Raw genomic sequence first — 23451 nt, forward strand, 5'->3', positions numbered from 1 at the left:
CCCGTTCTGCCGACCGCGACGGGCCTGCAGTGCCTGTAAATAGATCAATGGCTTACTGGTGTTTCTCAAACTCGGCCTGGAATGCCGTGCGGGCATTATGCAGGCCCTCGACGAATTGCTGCCAGGAGGCGTCGGTCGCGGCGCCCAGCCGGTCGAGTTGTTCGCGACTTTCCTGCAGCCGGCCTTCCAGCGCTGCCTTGCGCGCGTCGAGCCCGGTCTTGGCGCCTGCAGCCGCATTAGCGACCGATTGGTCGAGGTCCTCGATTTCCTGCCTGAAGGCGGCTTCCTGCGCCTCGGCCCGCGCGATGAATACGGCGCGGCGAAGTTCGTGATCAGCCTTGGCGGCGTCATAATAGGCGGCCAGATCGGTCTCGAAGTCGTCCCAATGGGTGGCGAGCGCACTGCCCAGCCGCTCGGTTTCCTCGCGAGTCCTGGCGTCCGTGGTGGCCAGCGCCTCCTCGAGCGAGCGCTGATACTCCTCCCGCACGGCGCGCAGCTTGTCGAGTTCCGCTTCGGCCTTGGTGCGCGCGTCGCCCGCGAGTTGTTCGGTGTTTTGCTCCAGAACGGTGATGGCGGCATCCATCTCCTGCAAATGGGCTTGCGCCCAGCGGATGGCGCGGTGCGCTCCATCAGGCTCCTGAGGCGCGGCTTGCGTGGTGGCGGGGGTCGCATTGTCCTGCCCCACCGCCAGCGGGGACAGGGCCAGTGAGCCCGCAAGGACGGTCACGAGCAGAGCTGCAGATGCCTTGGACGTCAACATGGTGGTTCCTTCCGGTCAGGGCTCTTGCGTGCAATCAGAGATCGGCAGCTCGGTGCCACCGCGCCAAAGTCTGGGCGACTCTTGGATGGTGCGGGCATGCACGCCTCATTTCACCGTGAAACTAGCCCGTCGCGGGTGCCGCAAATTGAGCAAAGTCAATAATGGGGCTTTTTCCCAGGGCCGCGCTGTCGCTTCATGCCTTTGAAGCCGGAAAGGCTTTACGGCAAAAAAAATGGGCCGCCGAAGCGACCCACTTTCCTGGTTTTTATGGAGGCGTCGGGCCTCAGAACGGTAGTGCCCGGCAACAAATGCAACTGTGTGTGTTAGTGCGTTGGCAAAGCACATGCATTTTCGGCCTTCGAAATGGTCGTGTGTAAAGAATCAGGAATTCAGGTTCGTCTAGGTTCGCCGACAGGTTCCTGAACCGCAAGGACAATCCTTCCCAACCTTTGTCACAAAGCCTGGGAGATCGTCGGCTCGGCTGGGCTGGTGGGGTGCGGCCGGCAAAGCAGGCGATTGGCGTTGGTGAGGTGACGTATTCGTCGCGATGTCACGCCCTGATCCAGGGTGGTAAGGTACGAAGTAGACATCAAGCGAGCCCGGCGTGGTGCACCGGCGCTGTAGGCCGATGGACATGTGTTTGTGGACGAGAAGGTTATCTACTCAGCCAAAGATCTCAGGGTCGGGATGATCAAGCCGGAGGTTTGAAATGTCGGCCTTCGGGTCAGCAAGATGTCTGCCGAAGGGTCGCTTTGGGGGATCTCTCTTTTAGGGTCCATCTCGTTGATCCCCAATCCAACTATTCACTTCAACAGAGGGTCGTTAGCGGCCTGATCGATCCTAAGCTACGCATCTTGGTTCCTGAAACCGCCAGTTAGCGCAGCACCGTTGGTCGTCACCTCACCCAGGAGCTGGACGCATCGACGGTACCTATTTAAGGTCCCCTGCTAAAGAAGCAGCCCGAGCCGTGAAAGCGTCAGCCTTGATTGTCGACAGAGCAATTCATTCTTGCCGCCGCGGTAATAGCTTAGCGCAATAACCGCCCCGTAGATCGCCCAGCCCTGCGCCCGCAGCCAATCACTGTCATCCAGATTGAGCCTGTCGCGGAACACCGTGCGAGCGGACGGGTCCACCCAGAACCATGCTGTCGCAAAGTCGGCTGCAGGATCGCCTACAGCGGAAAGCCCCCAGTCGATCACGCCACGCAAGACCCCGTCACGGAGGATCAGGTTGTCCGCCTTGAGATCACCGTGGAGCCAAACCGGTTGCCGGCGGAACTCTGCAGCGCAAGCCTCGTCCCACAGGTCATGAGTGCGGCGGGAGTCTATCTCGTCGGCCACAATGTTGATTGCCGGCCGGATCGCCTCGCTCAGTTCGCGAAGCGCGATCCCCCGCTTCTTGTTTGGGTCTCCAGCCGGGGGCGCGCCGTTGGTGTCCTTAAGGTGCAGCGCCTTGAGGAAGTCCGCGAGGATAGTAGCGGCATCTCTCAGGTCGGCTACCCGCTCTGGCAAGGCGACCTCACCTTCCATCCAATTGAATACCCCGAAGTCGAAACCGCGATCCGCCCACCCGCGAAATTCCAGCACTGGCAGGTCGAGAGGCAGGCCCTGAAGATGTGGTAGCCAGTCAAGTTCCTTTGTCAGCAGGGCCACGGCAGAGGGCCGCCGCGGTAACCTGACCGCCAGGTTATCCCCCAGACGGAAAATCGCGTTGTCCGTTCCGGACGAAGCGATGCGGTGAAGAGGGAGCTTCGCCCATTGGGGCGCCTGTTCGCTGAGCAAACGAGCAACAAACGTATCATCAATGGAGATCTCGTCTGCATGTAGTCTCATTCGAACCCTCACGATGCCTAAGTAGAGCCAGATAACAGAGATGATCCTGCAGTTAAGACTTGATCACACATGCACGCACCTGATCCAGTGTCTGGGCATCGGTTCGACGCTTGGCGGCGCCATTAAGGGCCGGCAACTGGAGAAGGCGTTAATCACGACGATAGTGCAGATGAACTCTCGGTGGACCGATTACTTGAGAGCAGGGGAAATCATTGGGATCAGCTGAAGAGATCGTGGGGCGGTACCGGCGCTTCGCCGTGCGGGAAGCGCGCGGAAAGTCACCGCTATACGAACAGCTCTCCGCCTGCGTCGCCGACGACCCCGAGATCATCGGGTTCCTGGAGGAGCTTCCGAGTGCCAAGCAGCAGCCGAACCTGCTGTTTGCATCGTACCGGCACGTCCTCGGCGTGCCTCAAGGCTTTGCCGCCTTTCGCGCCGGCCTCCTGGAGCACCTCGGCGCGGTTCGTCAGGTAATGATGGAGCGATCCACCCAAACCAACGAGCCACACCGCTGTGCCGCGCTCCTGCCCATCCTGGGGGGCTTGCCGCAACCCTTGGCCTTGCTGGAGGTAGGTGCATCCGCCGGTCTGTGCCTGTTCCCCGACCGCTACGGCTACGATTATCCTGGGCGCAGCCTTCGACCGTCGCACGGCATGGGCCGCTATCCGGTGTTTCCCTGCAGGGCGAATGGGTTTGCCGTTCCCGACACCTTGCCTGAGGTCGTCTGGCGCGCCGGCCTCGATCTCAACCCTCTGCGCGCCGATGATCCTGAGGAGGCGGCTTGGCTGGAGACCCTAGTTTGGCCCGAACAGCAGGAACGCTCTCAGCGTCTCCTCCTGGCCCTGGACATCGCTGCGGCCGCTCCGCCAAACATCATGCGGGGTGACCTGCTCGGATCGGAGTTCGAAATTCTCTGCCGCCAGGCTCCGTCCGAGGCCACCCTCGTCGTCTTCCACACGGCCGTTCTTGCTTACGTATCGAACCCGCACGACCGCATGGCCTTTGCCGAGCGTGTTGATGCAGTCGCCGACGTGTGGATCTGCAACGAGTCACCGGGCGTCATGCCGCCTACCGACATGGCTCTCGCGACTGCGCCAGAGCCTGGAGCGTTCCTGCTGTCGGTGGACCGGATCCCGGTCGCGTGGACCGACCCGCATGGAGCATGGATGGCAGGACTCCAGCATGACAGAACCGACTTCGAACAACGAGCTCTTCAGTGATCGGTGGGCCGAATATCCGCAACGACTTCAAAGGGGTGGGAAGGGGAAAGGCGGCTTTCGGATTGGCAGGCTATAGACCTGACTTCAGGCCTCGAACAATTCCTCAGCTTCACCTAATTTTCCCATGGATTTTCAGAGCGACCGATCTGTCACTAAGTTCACGACAGATCTACGAGCGGAAATGCGCTCAAGGCGCCTGGTATCGTGACCGGGACTGCCGGATGCAGATAAGACCGATCCAGCTCCCCAATGGTTGAAACACCAAGCAGGGCCATGGAACGGAGCATTTCGTCTTCCATTAACTCAAGCATGCGAGTAATTGCGGCCTCACCTCCCGCAGCGAGGGCATAGCATTGCATGCGACCAAGGCCCACTAGGTTCGCACCGATCGCGAGGGCTTTTAGGATATCTGACCCGCGACAGAAACCGCCATCGACCATCACCTTTGCGCGGCCGGCTACGGCATCAATGATTTCAGGCAAGGCATCCATCGTACCTCTGCCATGGTCGAGCTGGCGGCCACCATGGTTCGAAACGTATATCCAGTCCACGCCATGATCGACCGCGATACGAGCATCTTCGACCGTGGCAATGCCTTTGAGCGCGAGTGGAATGTCGTAGGTGTCCTTGATCAACTTGACGGTTCGCCAGTCGAGGCCGGCCTGATGGGCCTGACCTTGCCACTTTCCCAATCCAGCCGTGCGATAGCGGTTGGCTATGTCTCGATCACGACGAGCGAGAACCGCGCTATCGACAGTCAGGCAGACTAGGGCACAATCGCATGCGAGCGCGCGACCAATATACTCATGCACGAAAACATCATCACCTCTGACATAGAGCTGCGCCATTCGCAGAGCTGAGGGAGCCACCTTGGCAACGGTCTCAAGCGGTGTGCATCCCGAGCTGAGCATGTGGCCGATGCCGAAAGCTTGAGCGGCCGATACAACAGTTGCTCCTCCGCCAGAGTCGAATAGGCTCAACGGACCAGTAGGTGCGAGAAACACGGGCAGTCGAAGCTTGCGGCCGAAATGCTCGACGGAAAGATCTACGGTGCCGACGTTGCGTAACACACGCGGTTTGAAGGCGATGGAATCTATGGCCAGACGGTTGCGTTTGAGGGTTGTTTCCGTTTCCGCCCCACCTGTGAGGCTATCCCATTTTTCTTTCAGCAGAACCTGGTGAGCCTTCCCCACGATCTCGTGCAGGCTCTCGAATTCGCTTGTTGCGGAAGCAGCACCTACAACTTCATCTCCTGCGCTCATCACGCCTCCTCGGCGGTTGATTTCGCTATATTCCCGGTCAAAGCGACAGTTCTGCCCCCCCCGATCTCAACAGATATGATCCATGAAAAACGGCCACCTGCAAGGTTCGCTTTCAAAGCCGACACGTCCTGATATCAACAGCGCAGACCATCTTGTTTCGAGTGAGTGCTCAGACAAACATTCGCCATTGCGCTTACAAACCTGTAGGGTCGTGACGGTTGGCGTGTGGAATGCGTGTTCATGGCTGTTGGGTTCCGCTCCGGGCTGTGCTCCGATCCAGTTCGCTCGAACTGGGAAGGAACGGACACTCGCCCACTGACGTGGTCGGCCTGGTATCCCTGCGCAGGCGAAGACCCAAAGACCCATCCAGAGCGCGCGCCTTGGTTTAAGCTCCGACCTGCTGCCCTTGACGCACCGCCGCTCGAGCCATCCAGGCCTCATCCCCTGGTGCTGTTATCTCATGGCAGTGGCGCAAGCGCGCTCGCCATGGACTGGCTTGGTCACAGACTGGCCGCACGCGGCTTCGTTGCGGTAGGCCTCGATCACCACGGGCATACGAGTACGCAAGCGTACCGTGCGGAGGGATTCTTCTGTCTCTGGGAGCGAGCACGGGATTTCACCGTCCTGCTTGACCAACCGTCCTGGCGAGCCGAGCTTGGAATGGTGGTAGAAGATCAGGCCTGCATCGCCGGCTTCTCGGCTGGTGCCTACACGGCGATGCTGCTGGCCGGAGCGCGTGTATCCTATTCGCAGTTCGAACCGGACAACCCCGTCAAAAGTCCGATCCGCGGCCCCCGCGAATTCCCCATGCTCGCCGACGAGTGGCCGCAGTTGCAGACCAACCCAGTGTTTCGAAAATCCTTTGACAGGCGTCGCGATGACTACCGCGACGAACGAATCCACGGTGCTGTAGCCATTGCTCCCGGTCGGTCGGTGCTCGGGCTCTCTAAAGCAAGCCTAGGGGCCATAACCTGTCCCGTCCTCCTCATTGGGGGCGACGCGGACACGACGGCGCCAACAGACCTATGCTGCCAGCCGCTCAAGGAGAGCGTTACGACCAGCATCTTCGAGATGATCCATGGCGGAGTAAACCACTACACCTTCTTACCAGAAGGTAGCGGCAAAGGACGGGAGGCGGCTCCGGAGCTGTTCGAGGATGCTCCGGGGCTTGATCGCTCAAGCATTCACGACCGTGTGGCCGATATGGTTGAGGAACATGACGCCTATGTCCGTTCTCGGATAGCCCGCGCATAGATCTCAACGTCTCGGATGGGCAATGTCGCCGACCCGCAGTAGCCGAGGCGCTAAAGCTTCCGCTTCATTCTCGGCGTGCGGTCGCAATGCTTACGGCACCCAGGATGATTAGTAGACATCCCCCGACCAGGAACGCCGCTGGAGTTCCCCAACGTGCAGCGATCGCGCTGCCAATCAACGGGGCTGACAGCATAGCGAGGGTGACCACTGCCTCTCCCGCAGCGAAGACTGGACCTATGCGATCAGGCGGGGTCTCAACCTGTATAATGGTCCGGTAGGGCACCAGCATGAATGCCGTGGCCCCACCCATCAAGGTCAACACCAGAAGGAATGTCGCCAGATGCAGCTGCCAGCCTGCCATCGCCGCCGTTGCAAGGGTGGCGGTAGCAAGCCCTGATGCTATGGCCGCAACTGCCATGGTCGCAATCGGATGTTTCGCTGCGATGCGCCCTGCTACCAAGGCGCCGATCAATCCGCCGAGTCCTGATGCCGCGATGGAAAGACCAAAAGCCGTTGCCCCGAACCCAAAACCTTCGGCAAGAAGAGCGATGAGCGCATCATAGAGAAAGAAAGAAAAATAGGCGAAAGCCGAGAAGACGAGTGCCACGAGCAGACTGCGGCTGCGCCCAAACTCGGATATTCCCGCGAGGGCTTCGATGAAGAAGCGGCCACGCTCGTTCCTGGGCTCGTGTGGCACAATTGTTAGGGTGAGCGCGATCAACGCAGCAATGAGCGACAGTCCAGAGTTGAGCATGAACACGCTCTGTGCGGGCCAAAACGCCAATAACAGGCCGCCGATTGCCGGACCGGCAATTTTCGACGTCTGATTGATGGCTTGGTGCAGCCCATTGGCATGACCTAGCAAATACGCTGGGGTCGTTGCCTGAACAGCTGCCTGCCGTGCAGGCGTAAAGGCGGAGTCGATCACCCCTCTTAAGAACACCAGCGCCAGCAAAGCCGCGGCATCGCCTGTAAAGGCAAATGCCAGTGTCACTACGGCCCTTCCGATGTTGCTAATCACGAGAACGCTTCGGATCGGAGCCCAATCCACAATCACTGCCACGAATGGTCCGGCCAGAATATAGGGAAGGCTCAATGCGAGGGCGAAGCCTGCCAGAACAAACGGCCCGTGTCCCCAGCCGTAAACCAGAAGGGCAACTATGGCGGCATAGTCCAGCCAATCGGCAAAATCCGCTGGCAAGCTGGCCATAGCTAATCGCCTCGGCACGGGCAGACGGATCAGGGCAAAGTAGCTCGCATGATCCGCCATCACACCTCAGCATCAAGGATATGCGCATATCGGCATCGCATCCCCGGCTTCCTGTCACGCTCCAGCTACAAGTTGCAAGCTCCGCCCGGATCCGTGGGAGGGACTGCTTCGGAGCAAAAGCTGGCGTGCGCGGAGCGGCTGAAAATGGGGTCGGCTCCGGACCGGCATCTTGGGGGTGGGTTGCTGCCTGGCTGCTTCTGGGTAGGTGGGGATTGGAAGCGGACGATCCGGCCGGCGCCTGCAGTCCAGGAGGAGCTCGATAGAGCATCTTGAACTCATCACCCAGCGTTTGCTTATGCGTCCTTTGGCAGCCTCGCGAGGGGCCTTTTGCCACCAACTGTGAGCCTGCCGTCTATAAATTCCTTGGGCCTCTGACCCCTTAGATTAGGTCACAAGAGGTAGCCGGCTGCGTCATACCGTTTTTGCTGAACGGGCAAATAAAGGATGCATAGAGATCAGTTGCGGCCTGCTGCCGTGAATTTGCTGCCTATTATTTTAGCTTCAGGGCTTCTCCAAACCGGGGATGTGCTCCGGCAGATCAACTAGGAAAAGGTGTGAGGGATAAAATTCCTGGCTTTCCCCAACAAAAATCACATCGAACAAGTCGTTCCCCTTCCACACACAAGAATTAACAGCACTACAAAGATCCATGGTGCCGGTATCAAGGTTCTTGTCGGGCGGTCCTTTAGATTTTAATTCAGCTAACATCTTCTCTACGTCTGCATAAAGATAACTACCTCCACTTACAGCGCATTTGTTGATGCGCAGGCGAGCCTCAGCGATCGTGAAAGTAGACGCCGTAATCGCGATTGTTTCGTTGAGCAGCCAAGCTGTTGCCTCTTCCGTGTCCTCGTCTTCGACTAGAGCAGCGAAGGCTCCCGTTTGTGGTTTCAATCTCCTATGCTGTGCTATAGCGGCTACCGCACTCGGATCCGCATCGGTTCGCCAGCAGAAGGTAAGAAATGCATCTATTTCGGGCACGGTTGTAGCTATTGCCTCCTGAGGTAGTGCGGGCTGCGCCAATAGCAACGCGGCTGCGGCGAGCCATAGACAGCGACGCCGCATGATCACCTCCTGCATCTCAAGATTGATGGAATGTTTTTGCTGCCATTTTGGTATTTCAATGAACTGGCTTGTAAAAAAGTACAAGCTCGCACTCGGCTAAAGATATCGCGCGGCTGCTTCATCAGCGGTGCATCCATTGGGAGGCAGGTGCCCTAATACACTTGCTGCTTCCACGGTCTTGGTCTGCTTTTGAGCTCGCCAGTTGCAACCTTGAACGCCCGAAATGGGGTCGGTATCAGACCGGCGCCTCCGGCTGCATTGCAGACTGACGGATTTCAGCGAAACACGTGCGTCTTCATGCGGGAACTCTCGGTCGATCAGCTGAATATCAGCTCCCGCCGTTCTCCAACCTGCCACTTTGCCAAGATCTCGGGGACTTTGCTCTCTTTGACACCGGAGAGGCTGATGGCGTGCAGAAGGTCCTCCATCGTCGGAATGGAGCCGTTTCTCATGTTCTCGTAGGACCACCACTTCAGATCCTGTGGCATGCGCGCGCGGCGCAGTGGCTCGGCCTCCGTGAAGATAAACCGGCGCCGGAAGGCCGCCGGGCTTTCGGCAAGCAAAAAAGGCTTGTCGCGCTCGGCGCCCAGGAAGAATGGACGCGAAAGGAAGCGGTGTTGCTCGTGCACCCAATCTGGAGCGTCGCCCAACATCCATCTGGCGGAAAGGTGCTCGGCTATGGCCGCCAAGTAGGCCTCCCGGACCATATCGTCGCACCTATCGGGACGTTCTGCCAGCCGGCTTGCCCGCGAAGACACGTCACCATCGAGATAGAAGTCGTCAAGAAACTCGGCCAGGGCGTCCCTAAAAAGACTTTGGCCGCTATCACGCGTTGCTGGACCTGTGCCAGCGTTCCAGGACGGAGAAGGTTCTTTCGCATTGAACTTATCCAAAACCCCTCTGATCTTCTGGTCGATCCGCGGGTGAACCCTAGGGACGACGGTGTTCGGTATATTAGGGTAGCATTCTTTCATCAGTCGAATTAGCCCAACTTGAGCGTTTCGCCCACCCTCCTCGCCGCTAGCTCGCGGTGTTCCTGAAAACCCGCCGCCAGAGCCTTGAGTTGCTCGACATGCGTCGGCTCGGCCTTGGCGACGGAGCCGCTTGGGAAGGGCGGCTGCGGATCGTATTCCATAGACAACTGGATGAGCTGGGCGCGTTCGTCGCCGAATATTCTGGCCACCAGTGCGAGTGCGAAGTCGATCCCCGAAGTCACCCCTGCCCCGGTTACACGATTGCGATCGATAACTACGCGTTCCTGCACCGGCACTGATCCCATCAATGCAAGCTGTGATAACGACATCCAGTGGCAAGTCGCCTGATAACCCTGCAGCAACCCGGCAGCCGCAAGAACGAGGGACCCTGTGCATACCGATGTCACGAACTTGGCCTGTTTCGCCCTTTGACGCAGGAAGGTCAGCGTCTCAGCGTCGTCCATCAAAGCCAGTTGCCCTGGGCCGCCCGGAACAAACAGAATGTCAGTAGGCGGTGCATCGTGGAAGGCGTGAGTGGCAAACAGGCGAAGACCCGAGGCGTCCACAATCGCCATGCGTTCCTTCCAAACCAAATCAATTGAAAGACCAGGTACGCGAGCGAAGACTTCAAAGGGGCCGGTCAGGTCAAGTTGTGTCAGGCCTGGGTAGAGGAGCATGGTCACGTGCATGGGCATCACCATTCAAGTCATGGAATTGCCCAGGCGAGCGGCACCGCAAGGTTGCGCTTCCCGATGGTGTCCCATCTCGTTCGCCAGTTACGCAACGAACGCAGTATGCCAGAGCCTGTCCGAACCGCAAGCTGAGCGGCTCCCGCTTGGGCTTTATCCATTTCAGACGGAATGGGTGGCTCCCTAGGTCGCCCACCGCGTCCGCTATTCAGAAAAACCGAAGAGTGTCAAACGGCCGAATAGGGGTCGGTTCCTGCCGGGATGCCCACATTCTGGATTGGTAATGGGCCGTCCAACGGCCGAAATGGGGCAAGCAGGCAATCAGGCAACGGTACTTGCCAGACGCCCTGATAACCCTGTCTCCCGCCTCGAGGCCACTGGCGGCGCCATAATCGCCTCCTGTAGCACCGGCAGGTCTCCGACCAACACCACGTGCTCTGTGGCACGAGTGACCGCCGTATAAACCAGGGTACGATCCAAGACCCGGCTCCGCTGGATCGGCACGATCACCCGTCGAAACTGCGATCCCTGGGATTTGTGGACGGTCATGGCGTAGGCCAGCTGAAGGTCGGCGAGGTCGCGGCCGCTGAAGACGTGCCGCCGGCCGTCGAAATCGCACTCGACGCCATCCTCGAGCGACACAACCGTTCCCAGCGAACCATTGCGCAAGTCCCGGCGGTAATCGTTCTTGAGGAACATGATCGGCTCACCAACGGCGTACCCGGAGACCACCCGGCGGCCGCGGGCCACAAAATCATGCAATCTGCCGTTCAGCCCGTGCACTCCGGCGTCGCCGGCCTTCACGGCGGAAAGGATGCGGAGGTCGTCGCCGATACCGCCAAGATCGGCAGCAATGTCGGTGATGATGTCCGCCATCTGGCTCTTCGGCGCCTGGACGAAGCTCACCCCCTGGCCGGAGCCCCTGAACTGGTCGAACTCCGGCATCGACCCGGCCCGGATCACGCGCGACACCGCCGGTATGCCGTTGTCGCTGGTCTGGCGGTAGATTCGCCTCAGCTCGACCTTGGTCATTTCAGGTGTCTCGGCCAGGACGTGGAAGGTCAAACCAAATCCGATCGGCGGCAACTGCCCGGGATCGCCGACCAACATCAGGCGGGCGCCCTCCGGCAATGCGCGCAAAAGCCGGTAGAGCGTCGGCAAGTCGAGCATCGAGCTCTCATCGATCACCACCAGGCTCTCGGGTCCCAAGGCGATCTGGCGGGCCTCGCAGCCCTTCAGGAAGGCCGCGATGGTCATTGCCGGACGTCCGGTCGACTGGCTGATGCGCACGGCTGCACGGCCAGCCAGCGCCGCCATATGCGTTACCCGGCCGAATGTCTCACAGGCCGCGGCCACAGCATTCAGCACAGTGGTCTTGCCGACACCGGCGCCGCCCAGCACGAGCGAGAACCGACTGCGCACGCCGAGATGCACCGCATCGCGCTGGTCTTCGTCGAGGACCAGGCCCCGGGCCCGTGTCCACCCGTCGAGAAACTGGTCGACCTCTTCGGCCGACACCTCTCGGGCGATCAGATCATCCATCTCCGGAGGCGCCGCCATGGCGGCAATGCGGTCCGCCACATAGGCCTCCATCATGGCGGCGCCGGCGGGCTGGTACCCCGATCCGGATTTGACTGCCGCGCCAAGCTCGGCCGCGAGATCGATCGCGCGCAGGGCGTCATGCTCCTCCACACCGAGAATTGCCTTTGTACCGGCAGCTAAGTCGTCTGCCGACATCCACGTGTGGGCCTTGTCCAGACGCAGGTAAAGGACGCCTTCGACGGCCGCGACCTGCCGGCGAGGATCATTAGGATCGATCCCCAGCTTCGCCGCCGCGGCGTCTACGGTCGGAAAGGCCGCCAAAGCCATCATCGCGTAAGGATCTGCGTGGAGCCGCTCGGTGGCGGTGTCGCCCCACAAGTCGACCACCTTGCCGGCGAGATGAGGGTCGAAGCCGAGCTCGGCGAGCCAGACGACGACATCGCCTTTGGCAAGGTTCCGGCGCCATGCGGCGACCAGCGTGTCTGCCGCTTCCTGGCCCACGATAGGCGCGAACGGTCCGGGGTCGCCGTCCGCCAGCATCTTGGGCAGCTCGCTACCGAACTTTTCCGCGAGCTTGCCGGCTTTGGCGTATCCGATACCGATGAATTCGGGATCGGTGGCCAGGTGCTTAACGATGACGCTCAATGCACCAGCGTTCGACCCGACTGCATTCGACGATACCGCCGTGCTCGCTTCGGCAAGAGGTTCCCGCACCACTCCGCGCTGAAGCGCGGACCGGGTCACCTCTTGCCTATCGCTGCGCGCGGCAGTCCCGCCAATGGCAGGTCGGCTCCGAGGGACGGTCACGGCTTTCCGATCTCTCCAAGGGACGGCCCGGAAAGAAAGGGAGCACGGACGCCGCGACCGGTGGAGATGACGTGCTCTTCGATATGCCGGTATCGCCGCAGTTGTTCACGCAAGCCGGACACTTCGGCCCGGGCCGCGGCGAGCTGCTGCTCGAGTTGACGGATGCGGTTGTCGCGCTTGTCTGCCGTTGGCTTGTCTTCGCGATCGACGACGACGTCCGTACCCGACCCAGCGATCGGATGTCGGGCAATGAAGTCTTCGAGCAAGGATGCCGCCGCAGGGTTCTTGTAGAGCACCTGACGGTCGAACGAACAGGCGATGGCGATAGCAGACATGTTGGGTTTGCCGCCGCGCACCGGCAAGCCTATGCCTGCGGTCTCCAAGCCCGACAGATACTCTGCAAGCCGACTGGCATTGTTGGCGCCGATGTCCGCCCCGGAAAGTGCGTTCAATCCAGGCCTCTGCGATGCATCTTCTTCTTGAGGGGTTGCTCGAGCTGGTCCGGCGGCTTCCCTACTGCAGCGTTATGCGTCATGAAGGCAATGCGCTGCCGGTACTGCTGGATCTGCTCGATTAGCTGGGCATTCTCGATCTTGAGGGCGTCTCGCTCTCGGCGCAAGACGACGATCTCAGGATCCCGGTTTCGCGCTGGGTTTTTCTTGACGCGCTCGACCTCGACCGCCAATTCCGTCCGTCGCTCGAGATAGGCTTTCTTGATTGCAGGCCGGCGGGAGAGGCCCTGGCGGGTCCAACCGCCCAGACCTGATTTTTTTCCTTCCGGATCGGCGACAGCGAGTTCACGCTCCACCTTTTCGACAATGAGTTCCCACGTTATTGGAGCAGTAGGCCAATTGCGCACGATCTGCACGATCGTCCTCATGTCGTAGTCGGTGATGCGCCGGCGCCCGGCGACCCGTAGCTTCGGTCCCTCGGCGTTGCGCAACGCTACTTTCGACATCGGCTTGGCCAAGGATCGGCTCCCACTTCTATGGGATGCATAGAGCGATACCTTTAACGAAGGTCTGACCCGAATGGATTGCAGGACGGATTCCAGCATGAATTCACGTACCTTAAGGATAGCCGATGCCGTCCCCGAAGATCACTCAACGAGCCTGGCAGCGCATGCCGACACGACGGGGGCAACCGCCGCCCACCGACATCGTGACTTCACTATGAGCCGCCTGCAACGTAAGTGATTGTCATTAAAAGGCAATTTTCGTAAGGCTTGCCGAATTCCGGGAATGCCTGGGAATACAGTGGATAGAATATTTTACCTGCCACTCGTCCGTTTTACCGGTTCGGCCGCCTGCTCACCCAAATGCACCAGTGTGCCGTCTGGGATGGACTGATCTTCGTGCACCGCCAACACAGCTTTCAGATCATCACGCTGTCGCACGTGCGCGTCCAACCATCGGTTCGCACCATAGGTCCCGTCTTCAGCCTCCACCACCGACACCGCAATCAGACCTTCGACATCGGCAAGCAGATCAATCGCCGCCTGCTTCTGGAGTTCGTTTCCCTTGTCGATCAGGTGCTCACCGCAGCTCGCGCAATCCCCATGCACCGGGCACGGAGCGAGCCCCCAATCATGAGAGCATAGACCGAGATCGGTGACGTGCGCGGTCGCGAGCTGCGTTGCCAGGAAGTCCTTGCGGTCGGCCGGCGGCAAGCCTTCGCCGACTTGGATGAGGTGGCCATGGACCCGACCGCTGTCGGCCATCGCTCGAACCTGTTCGGCCAGCTGGCGCCCGGTCATATGATCGTATGCCGCGTTCTGTGCCATGTCCTTCCGTCCCGACCAGCGCGCGATCAGCTCCTGGCTCATCCCGCCTTCCTGCGCCAGGGTGTTGAGCCAGTGCCGAAACTGATGCGACGTCACCCTGATCGGCGACCCGTCGGATTCGAACATGCCGAAGCGTTCGAACACATTCCTCACCCCGGCGCTGCCGACTATGAAGTTCGAGATCATCGCGTCGGTCAGGTGTCGGACCGTTCCGGGAAGGGCTCCACGCTGCGCGTGCATGCCGTTTTCTCGGATCAGGAAGAGGTACTTGTGAGCGGGATATTCTCCTTGAGCGATCGGGCTCTCGCGCAGGAGCGCTTTGATGATGTCGCCTGCCTTCGCAGCCACTTCCCCCCGAGGCCCTCCGGTCTTGAAGATAGGAACGCTGCGATCTCCAAAAAACTGAGATTTGAGGCCCGTGATGGCTTCAAATTCCTTGGTTTTGATCAACCGTTCCGGATCTCGGTGCAGCTCGGGAATATTGATGGAGTCAGGGTTATCCAGCATCCATAGGGCATCGTCCCGCACCGGCTGGGTGATCCTGGTGATGTCAGCGACAGCTCGGCGAGCAACGTCGACCATTCCGGTCGGTATCCACTTGATAGTCCAGCTGAAGCCTTTCTCCGCCTTGTAGCGGATGCCGTACCGGACGGCCGGTGAACCGTCGTCGTTTTCGGATGGCCGGCCGTGCTTCAGTGTTGCCTCCTCCACCTCGCAATCGAGAGGCAGGTTAAGCAACTCGTTGATACGCCATCCCCCACAGACCAGAAGCTCGATGGCGCGCATGCGGAGGATGTCACGATCTTCCGCGACCAGATTAGCTATTGTCGGAAGCGCATCCAGCGCCGCCTGCGTGGGCAGGCGTTTGGTACGGGTCGCCACCGCTTCATCGCTCACACGGTCCTGACTATGAGGGCGGCGGATGGTATTGGACCAGTCGATGCGAACACGCGCCAGGTTGTATTGCGAGACGATCGCCGCCACGTGAGCCAAGGCCTTGCCGGTGCCGTACGCCGTCAAAGGTGACAACTGTTCCAGTGCTCGCCGGGCGGCTGCATCGAAATGATCTGCGATCAGGTATGTGGGGTCATAGCCGAACTGCTCCAACTCCGGGAGCAGGTACCGGCAAGCGCGGATTAAGACGCGATGGTTCTCGATCGCCGTCGGCGTCCATGTCTCCCGCATCCTGACCACAGCTTTGACGAACGCGCCGAACGGTTCCGGGAATGGTACCGGAGCGCCGGCACCCTTGCCACCGCCATTGGTCAGGAAGTGCAAACCCTCTGATACCTTACCGGCCGTCACACGCTTTTTGGTGCGAAGAGCGACGGCTTCCCACACCGGTTCTTGGAAGACGACAGGACCGAATGCGCCACTTTGCCGGGCTTTGTCGATGAATGCGGTTAGATTTGTACGGGCATCCCGCTCGCGAGCTGACGGAAGGATGATGACATTCATTTGCCAGCCTCCCTGGTCGCTTCCTCAATTCGGTTGATGACATCGGCGATCGCCAGGATGGTGCTGTCGGCGATCGACACCATACGGGCGTCCATACCAGCCTTCTGCTTGCGCTCACGATCTTTGAGAAGATCATCGAGCAGCAGGTGGTGAGGTGCGTCCATCCAAGGCTGGAAGTCTTTGCAGGTGTAACAGGCGATCGGGGCCATCAGGCGACAGAACGAGAATGAGCCGCAGCTGCCGACTTCGCGTATGGCGTTCCGCTCCTTGTCGATCGTCGCCACCTTACTGGTGGGATCGGTGCCACGCGTGGCCTGGTCCGAGCCCTGGACCACCTTTCCCATGAAGGCTTGAGCGAGCGGCCCCAGCGTCATCGCCATCGCCTTGTCGAGATTGTCGACGATATCGGACTTGATGTCGAAGTAGACCTGGACGTTCTGCAGGTCACTGTGGTCGAGCAGATCCGCCACTTCGCGCTTGGAAACACCTTCGCGCACCAGGCGAGTGGCGAAGGTATAGCGCAGGCGCCGAGTGGTCACCTTGAGCGGCCGCCCGGTGCGGTGAGAGATAACGCTAAGTTTGTCGACGGCACTGGCTATGAGGCGGGTGAACTCCGGTGGGGTCATATGGGTAGCGTAGTCAGCCATCGGCCCGTCTTCGATCGAGTGCCTCACGGCAGGCCGAGGAAACATCGGGCGGATCTTCTCACGCACGTGCTTCGAGCTCTTCCGCATTCGTGCGTTGTGATGAATGAGACGAAGGACGCTCGCAGCAATCTGAGTGTTCAGCGGCCGTCTACGGAAGCCGGCCCTAAGGCCGAGGCCCGCCTTTTTCATGCGCGGTACGTCCATGTGAAAAAACGCCGGCTTTCCCCCATCGTCTTTGAAGATTTTGAGGTCTTCCTCACGCAAGGTCGACATCTGCACGGAGTTTGGTCCCAGGGCGATCGACAGCCACAAGGCGGCCGCTTCATCTGGATTGAGCGACCCTGAGTCCTCGGCCGCCTTAAGCGCGTTCAATAGGCCCGTGATTTCCAGATCGGTAAGAGGACCAGCTTCTGGGTCTGCCGACAGGACAGCACGCCCCTTTTCGTTGCCGCCAATTCGCATTTGGTTGGCTTCGAAGGCGACTTCAGCCGAAAAATTGGGGTAACCCCAATCCGCCGCCCAATTGTAAAAGTGGCGGACGTAGTGGGTACGCCATGTGTCATTTGCATCTGCCAGCAGCAATTCGGTGAAGGCGACCAGCGGAATGACATCGTCGGACTCATCAGCATCCACGAATGCTGGGCTGCGATCCAATGTCTGGATGGCGTGGAAGGTATTGAAGGCCGATACTGGGGCCTGTGTGGCCACGACAGACTTCATGAACCCGATCGCTGCATCCAAAATGGAGGGCGACGTAAAGGGTACACCCGCCCAATTGAGCACGTGGTTGCCGACACTGTTCAAGCGCCACTTTTGGGTGGTTGCATCGACCGGCAGATTGTCCAGGTCGTAGATGACGCCCTGAGAGCGATACCCGGCATGGGCCTGCTTGCTGTTGGGGTTCATCATGGCGCAAACCCTCCGCGCACACTACGATCTTGCATTGCCATCGACGCCCGGGCGGCATCTTCACGCGTGCTACGATTGGTGTACTTCTCGCCCTGGTCCGACGTTTTTGCCCAGCCGAACATGTAGTTGCGATTGCGTTTGGTGGTCGCTTCATCCCACCCCTGCTCCTTTGCAAATGCGGTAAAGCGGTCATTCGCATTGTGGCGGGTATGGTGGACCGTGAAGTCAGGCGGCAATCCAGGGACTTTGGTCCTCATCAGCAGGAACATGTCGTTGACGGTGTTCATCGACAACGGCCGGCCCGTCCGAGAGAGAAAGAGGTAGGGCGACCGTTTTGCTAGCGGGTAATTCTTGGATCTGTCAGCCAACCATTTTTTGGTAGCCGAGACGAGAACTGACCCCATCGCCAGGTCGCGCGCATAGGTCTTGAACCTTGGCTCCCTCGACCGGGGATCTTCGATTTCGTCCTTGCGGTCGCGCAGCATTAGGATGGGGTGGGTGCCGTGCAATGCAAGATCTTCGCCCTTGATCTTCAAGGGCTCTCCTCGCCGCAATCCAAACTCATGATAGTATAGCAAGAGGCAGTAGTTCCGGATTTGGTAGGGCGGCTTGAAAGGGTTCGTCAGGCTGCCCGGAACTATCGCGTCCAAGAATATCTGCTGGATCTCGTCCGACAGCCCATTTCGCTCCCTGATGCGTGCCGACGGCAAGTCGCTCGTCATTAGGCGTTGAAAATCATCCAGGCGACGACGGGCCTCGAGAACGCGGTGCACACCGCTGGCAGGAATGCGCTGGATCACTCGCTGGACGTGCCAGGCCACATAATCTCGAACGGCGATAACGCGATTGGTATAATGCGAGGCGCTAACGAGTTCCTGGTCGCGACGCTGCCCGTTGCCGGTGTGCATGCGCAGGGCTTCTTTCAGGGCGTGAATTTCCTCGACCAGAAAGAGGTCACAGGTCCCTATGCGCTGCTCGATATCCAGGTTGCTATCGACTGCCCAGTTCAGAAGCATCGTGACCGCCTGCATCTGCTTGAGCATGGTGTTCGGCGACAGCCCATGCGAGCGCAGGTTAATGGTGATATAGATCGAGGCCGGCTCGTAGATGATACCGTGCGGCGGTCCTTCAACAATGACGATGCGCTCGCCTGTGGACGGGAACGTGAACGGCTGGGCGGTGAACCGGATCGGCCTTGACTGCATGCGCGGAACTCAAATGGAAAACTCCCATTCAGGCTCTCACGAGTGCATGGCTTGGTCTAATTGCAATGCTAAAACACATTGATGATGGCTGAATCTGCTTTGGATTCAACCGCTTGCGCCGATTTAGTTTACACTCGGCGGATATCGGGTTCTAGATCCAGAATTAGTTTACAAAAATGGCCACTCGAAAGCGGCCATTTCCTGTTAGATATCAATGTGTTGTGGCGGCTTGATTTACACCCGCCGGATACCGGGCTCTAGAACGGGATGTCGTCGTCCATGCCGCCGGACTCAAAGGCCGGGGCGCTCGGGGATGGACGGCGGCCGCCGCCACCGCCCCCATTGTCGGACTGGCGGGCGCCGCGGAAGCCGCCGGGCTCGCCGCCCCCTGCCCCTTCACCCTCGCCGCGGCCGTCGAGCAGCGTAAGGTTAGAGTTGAAGCCCTGCAGCACAATCTCGGTGGAGTATTTGTCCTGGCCGCTTTGGTCCTGCCATTTGCGGGTTTGAAGCTGGCCTTCGATGTAAACCTTGGAGCCCTTTTTGAGGTAACTTTCGGCTACACGCGCCAGACCTTCCGAAAAGATCACCACCCGGTGCCATTCGGTCTTTTCGCGCCGCTCGCCGGTGTTCTTGTCTTTCCAGTTTTCCGAGGTGGCGATGGACAGATTGACCACCTTGCCGCCGCTGGGAAGATTGCGCACTTCGGGGTCGTTGCCCAGATTGCCTACCAGAATGACCTTGTTGACGCTGCCTGCCATGACATGCTCCGTTTCGCTTTGCTTGGCCTGCGGCCCGCTTGGGTTCTACTTAACGCCCAAAACCGCGGCCGCTCAGCCTTTTTTGGCGTTTTGAACCGGTTTGTGCCGGCTGCGCCTGACCGCTGGACCCCAGTAGATGGGGATTGCCCTTTAACTTCGTTCATCTTATGTTCTCAGCGCAGGGTGAGTCAAGGATGGCGGAAGGGGCCGCTCGGGAGGTGCGCGATGGGGACGCTACTGACACGCTGTGTCAGCAGCCCTGCGGGATGGAGTGGCTCCAAGGGGGTGAGCGCCTGACCCCGGGGCTTTGTTGGGCGCGTTGACAGCGGGTGCAAGGCCGCCATGCCGGCCCTTTGCCTTGCCTGCCCGGTGGCGCGCCCCTATTTGTGAGTTCCCGCCGACCGTCCGGCCGTTATATGCCGACACCTGTCTGGCGCAGCCTTTATGAACATGGATCGTGATGCCCAATCCCAGCCTTAATCGTGAAATCGTGGTGCGCGGCGCGCGCGAACACAATCTCAAGGGCATCGATGTCCGGCTGCCGCGCGACAGCCTGATCGTGATGACGGGCCTGTCCGGCTCGGGGAAGTCCTCGCTGGCGTTCGATACGATCTATGCCGAGGGGCAGCGGCGCTATGTGGAGTCGCTGTCCGCTTATGCGCGGCAGTTTCTCGAAATGATGCAAAAGCCCGATGTGGAGCATATCGAGGGGCTGTCGCCCGCGATTTCCATCGAACAGAAAACCACCTCGCGCAATCCGCGCTCGACGGTGGGCACGGTCACAGAAATCTACGATTACCTGCGCCTGCTGTTTGCTCGCGTAGGCATTCCTTATTCGCCCGCCACGGGGCTGCCGATCGAGTCCCAGACCGTGTCGCAAATGGTGGACCGGGTGCTGGAGCTGCCCGAGGGCACGCGGCTTTATCTGCTGGCGCCGATTGCGCGCGGGCGCAAGGGCGAGTTCAAGAAGGAACTGGCGGAACTGGGACGCAAGGGGTTCCAGCGCGTCAAGATCGACAGCGAATATTACGAGCTCGAGGATGCCCCTACCCTCGACAAAAAGTTCAAGCACGATATCGAGGCGGTGATCGACCGGGTGGTCGTGGGCCCCGACCTCAGCGGGCGCTTGGCGGAAAGCTTTGAAACGGCGCTCAAGCTCGCCGACGGCATTGCGTTGGTGGAACTGGCCGACGAAACCGATGAGAGCGGCAAGCCGCGCCAGATCACCTTTTCGGAAAAGTTTGCCTGCCCGGTTTCCGGCTTCACCATTGCCGAGATCGAGCCGCGGCTGTTTTCGTTCAACAATCCATTTGGTGCCTGCCCGGTGTGCGACGGGCTGGGGACCGAGCAGAAGATCGATCCGGGCCAGGTCGTGCCCGATTCAAGCCTCAGCCTGCGCGACGGGGCGGTGCTGCCCTGGGCCAAGACTTCGGCGCCCTATTACCTGCAAACGCTGAGCGCGGTGGTCAAGCATTTCGGCGCCTCGACCGGGACCGCCTGGGCCGACCTGCCCGACGAGGTGCGGCAGGCGGTGCTCTATGGCACCGGACGGACGGCAATCGAGTTCGTTTATGACGACGGCTTGCGGCAATACAAGACCACCAAGCCCTTTGAAGGGGTGATCGGCAATCTCGAGCGGCGCTACAAGGAAACCGAAAGCGCGGGGATGCGCGAGGAGATCGAAAAATACATGTCGCAGGCGCCATGCGTTGCCTGCAACGGGTATCGGCTCAAGCCCGAAACGCTCGCGGTCAAGATTGCGGGGCTCCATATCGGGCAGGTCACCGAAATGTCGATCCGCGCCTCGGATGAATGGTTTGCCGGGTTGATGGCGCAGCTGACGCCTAGCCAGAAGCAGATCGGCGAGCGCATTCTCAAGGAAATCCGGGACCGGCTGACCTTCCTGATCGATGTGGGGCTCGATTACCTCAGCATGTCGCGCAATTCGGGCACGCTGTCGGGCGGGGAATCGCAGCGCATTCGCCTCGCCAGCCAGATCGGCTCGGGGCTGACGGGCGTGCTGTATGTGCTCGACGAGCCCTCGATCGGGCTGCACCAGCGCGACAATGCGCGCCTGCTCGATACGCTGCGGCGGCTGCGCGACCTCGGCAATACCGTCATTGTCGTGGAGCATGACGAGGATGCAATCCTGACGGCCGACTATGTGGTCGATATCGGCCCGGGTGCCGGGGTGCATGGCGGCCATATCGTGGCAGAAGGCACGCCCGACCAGATCCTGGCGCATGAGGACAGCCTCACCGGCAAATATCTGTCGGGCCGGATGGGCATTGCCATTCCGGCGGAGCGCCGCGAGGGCAAGACCGGCAAGTATCTGTCGGTGCGCGGCGCCACGGGCAACAACCTCAAGGATGTGGATGTGGATGTGCCGCTGGGCATGTTCGTGGCCATTACCGGGGTGTCGGGCGGCGGCAAGTCGACCCTGATGATCGACACGATGTATACCGCCATCGCGCGGCGCCTCAACGGGGCACGGGTGATGCCGGCGCCGCACAAATCGCTGACCGGGCTCGAGCATCTGGACAAGGTCATCGATATCGACCAGTCCCCCATCGGGCGCACGCCGCGCTCCAATCCGGCGACCTATACCGGCGCGTTCACGCCGCTGCGCGAGTGGTTTGCGGGCCTGCCGGAAGCGAAGACGCGCGGCTATGGGCCGGGGCGGTTCTCGTTCAACGTCAAGGGCGGCCGCTGCGAGAAGTGCGAAGGCGATGGCGTGCTCAAGATCGAGATGCACTTCCTGCCCGATGTTTATGTCACTTGCGATGTGTGCAAGGGCAAGCGCTACAACCGCGAAACGCTGGAAGTGCAGTTCAAGGGCAAGTCCATTTCGGATGTGCTCGACATGACCATCGACGAGGCGGTGGAGTTCTTTTCCGCGGTGCCGACAATCCGCGACAAGTTCACGACGCTGCAGCGGGTGGGGCTGGGTTATGTCAAGGTTGGGCAACCGGCAACGACGCTGTCGGGCGGCGAGGCGCAGCGCGTCAAGCTATCCAAGGAGCTGTCCAAGCGGGCCACCGGGCGCACGCTTTATATGCTGGACGAGCCGACGACGGGGCTGCATTTCCATGATGTCGCCAAGCTGCTCGATGTGCTGCACGAGCTGGTGGATACCGGCAATACGGTGGTGGTGATCGAGCACAATCTCGAAGTGATCAAAACCGCCGACTGGGTCATCGATCTGGGCCCCGAAGGAGGCGATGGCGGCGGCGAGATCGTGGCGCAAGGCACGCCCGAAGAGGTGGCGGCGAGCCCGCGCTCACATACCGGCACCTTCCTCAAGCAGGTGATGGAGCGGCGGCCGGCCACGGCGCGGCGGGCGGCGGAGTAGCCAGCCATGCGGAGGGCGCATGTCGCGCCTGCCCGATGAGCAGTGGAAGGTGACAGCGAAGCTCGGCATGCTTGGGTTTGTCGCGATTTGGAACAGGAGCACGGGCCATGTTCGTGCGTGCCGTCTGGTGCATCAAGCGCCCTGTCGAGATCAAGCAGGACCGCCGGGAAATCAACCTCCCCTGCCGGCGAGAGCCTGATCCGCTGGGGCTTTGCGGGCCGGAGTTCAACAAAATGACGCGCGGGCTGTTCGACCGCTGAACACGCCAAGCGCAGAAATAAGCACCGGCCGTGGGATCTCCATCCCGCGGCCTTATTTTTGACCGGAGCTTTAACCGGAAATGAACGGCGGTGGTTAAAGCCGCGCTTGGCGTGCATGGCTCGTTTGACCAATCACCCACTGCAAGTGTCGTGCGCAATGGCCTAGATATATCGGCGTAGACGCAAGGAGAAATCGAATGGACATCCGCAAGACTTTCAAGAAGTGGGCCGCTTACCAGCAGACCGTCCGTGAGCTCACCGCTCTCGACAATCGCCAGCTGAACGATCTGGGTATTTCGCGTACCGATATCACCCGTGTTGCTCGCGATCATGCCAGCACGCTTTAAGCATTACTGCCCAAGCATCAGGTTTGACATAGACCGAACACCCGCTTCTCTGTGAGA

The 23451-nt window shown here is 60.1% G+C and carries 19 protein-coding genes and 1 riboswitch; of the genes, 5 read left to right on the forward strand and 14 right to left on the reverse strand.

What is annotated here, in order from left to right:
- Positions 1-52 precede the first annotated feature (52 nt).
- Together AC3YOG_RS09655 and AC3YOG_RS09660 are read right to left on the reverse strand one after the other, a co-directional pair.
- Positions 53-760 (reverse strand): hypothetical protein, encoded by a 708-nt coding sequence (locus tag AC3YOG_RS09655; RefSeq protein WP_489934893.1) that lies wholly within the window; start codon positions 758-760, stop codon positions 53-55.
- 947 nt (positions 761-1707) lie between these two features.
- Positions 1708-2592: an aminoglycoside phosphotransferase family protein gene (locus AC3YOG_RS09660; protein ID WP_489934894.1), complete on the reverse strand. Its 885-nt coding sequence runs from the start codon at positions 2590-2592 to the stop codon at positions 1708-1710.
- Positions 2593-2804: 212 nt separating this feature from the next.
- On the opposite strand from AC3YOG_RS09660, the gene AC3YOG_RS09665 reads away from it, so the two are divergent.
- Positions 2805-3812, forward strand: coding sequence for a DUF2332 domain-containing protein (locus tag AC3YOG_RS09665; RefSeq protein WP_489934895.1), 1008 nt, complete (start codon positions 2805-2807; stop codon positions 3810-3812).
- A 158-nt stretch (positions 3813-3970) separates the two neighbouring features.
- Here the strand turns inward: AC3YOG_RS09665 and AC3YOG_RS09670 are convergent, their stop codons facing one another.
- Positions 3971-5074: an alpha-hydroxy acid oxidase gene (locus AC3YOG_RS09670; RefSeq protein ID WP_489934896.1), complete on the reverse strand. Its 1104-nt coding sequence runs from the start codon at positions 5072-5074 to the stop codon at positions 3971-3973.
- Positions 5075-5314: 240 nt separating this feature from the next.
- Between AC3YOG_RS09670 and AC3YOG_RS09675 the strand changes: the two genes are divergently transcribed.
- Complete coding sequence (locus tag AC3YOG_RS09675) at positions 5315-6328, forward strand: alpha/beta hydrolase family protein (RefSeq protein ID WP_489934897.1); 1014 nt, start codon at positions 5315-5317, stop codon at positions 6326-6328.
- A 64-nt stretch (positions 6329-6392) separates the two neighbouring features.
- Here the strand turns inward: AC3YOG_RS09675 and AC3YOG_RS09680 are convergent, their stop codons facing one another.
- From AC3YOG_RS09680 to ssb, 11 genes are all read right to left on the reverse strand, one after another.
- The gene (locus AC3YOG_RS09680) at positions 6393-7598 is read right to left on the reverse strand and encodes an MFS transporter (protein WP_489934898.1); all 1206 of its coding nucleotides are present in this window, start codon (positions 7596-7598) and stop codon (positions 6393-6395) included.
- Positions 7599-8099: 501 nt separating this feature from the next.
- Entirely contained in the window at positions 8100-8747 is a 648-nt protein-coding gene (locus tag AC3YOG_RS09685; RefSeq protein WP_489934899.1) for a hypothetical protein, read from the reverse strand.
- 233 nt (positions 8748-8980) lie between these two features.
- Positions 8981-9556, reverse strand: a complete 576-nt coding sequence (locus AC3YOG_RS09690; protein ID WP_489934900.1) for a hypothetical protein — start codon at positions 9554-9556, stop codon at positions 8981-8983.
- An 89-nt stretch (positions 9557-9645) separates the two neighbouring features.
- Positions 9646-10326 carry a DJ-1/PfpI family protein gene (locus tag AC3YOG_RS09695; protein WP_489934901.1) on the reverse strand — a complete coding sequence of 227 codons (681 nt, stop codon included), beginning with the start codon at positions 10324-10326 and terminating at the stop codon, positions 9646-9648.
- Between the two features lie 20 nt (positions 10327-10346).
- Positions 10347-10427: riboswitch (ZMP/ZTP riboswitch) on the reverse strand.
- A 220-nt stretch (positions 10428-10647) separates the two neighbouring features.
- Positions 10648-12513 (reverse strand): AAA family ATPase, encoded by a 1866-nt coding sequence (locus tag AC3YOG_RS09700; protein WP_489934902.1) that lies wholly within the window; start codon positions 12511-12513, stop codon positions 10648-10650.
- 158 nt (positions 12514-12671) lie between these two features.
- Positions 12672-13127, reverse strand: a complete 456-nt coding sequence (locus AC3YOG_RS09705) for a hypothetical protein (protein WP_127752628.1) — start codon at positions 13125-13127, stop codon at positions 12672-12674.
- Positions 13124-13645: a hypothetical protein gene (locus AC3YOG_RS09710; RefSeq protein ID WP_489934903.1), complete on the reverse strand. Its 522-nt coding sequence runs from the start codon at positions 13643-13645 to the stop codon at positions 13124-13126. The genes AC3YOG_RS09705 and AC3YOG_RS09710 overlap by 4 nt, the downstream gene beginning before the upstream one ends.
- A gap of 300 nt (positions 13646-13945) precedes the next feature.
- A complete protein-coding gene (locus AC3YOG_RS09715) occupies positions 13946-15916 on the reverse strand; it encodes a hypothetical protein (RefSeq protein ID WP_489934904.1) in 1971 nt (656 codons plus the stop codon).
- Complete coding sequence (locus tag AC3YOG_RS09720) at positions 15913-17472, reverse strand: site-specific integrase (RefSeq protein ID WP_489934905.1); 1560 nt, start codon at positions 17470-17472, stop codon at positions 15913-15915. The genes AC3YOG_RS09715 and AC3YOG_RS09720 overlap by 4 nt, the downstream gene beginning before the upstream one ends.
- Positions 17469-18677: a tyrosine-type recombinase/integrase gene (locus AC3YOG_RS09725; RefSeq protein ID WP_489934906.1), complete on the reverse strand. Its 1209-nt coding sequence runs from the start codon at positions 18675-18677 to the stop codon at positions 17469-17471. The genes AC3YOG_RS09720 and AC3YOG_RS09725 overlap by 4 nt, the downstream gene beginning before the upstream one ends.
- 257 nt (positions 18678-18934) lie before the next feature.
- Positions 18935-19435 carry a single-stranded DNA-binding protein gene (gene ssb / locus AC3YOG_RS09730; RefSeq protein WP_172122972.1) on the reverse strand — a complete coding sequence of 167 codons (501 nt, stop codon included), beginning with the start codon at positions 19433-19435 and terminating at the stop codon, positions 18935-18937.
- Positions 19436-19895: 460 nt separating this feature from the next.
- Between ssb and uvrA the strand changes: the two genes are divergently transcribed.
- From uvrA to AC3YOG_RS09745, 3 genes are all read left to right on the forward strand, one after another.
- On the forward strand, positions 19896-22787 hold the full coding sequence (uvrA, locus tag AC3YOG_RS09735) for an excinuclease ABC subunit UvrA (protein WP_489934907.1): 2892 nt from the start codon (positions 19896-19898) through the stop codon (positions 22785-22787).
- Positions 22788-22894: 107 nt separating this feature from the next.
- Positions 22895-23047, forward strand: coding sequence for a hypothetical protein (locus tag AC3YOG_RS09740; protein WP_164854773.1), 153 nt, complete (start codon positions 22895-22897; stop codon positions 23045-23047).
- A 197-nt stretch (positions 23048-23244) separates the two neighbouring features.
- Positions 23245-23394, forward strand: a complete 150-nt coding sequence (locus AC3YOG_RS09745; RefSeq protein WP_127752621.1) for a DUF1127 domain-containing protein — start codon at positions 23245-23247, stop codon at positions 23392-23394.
- Positions 23395-23451 lie beyond the last annotated feature (57 nt).

Source organism: Devosia sp. Z6_126 (genome assembly GCF_058133495.1).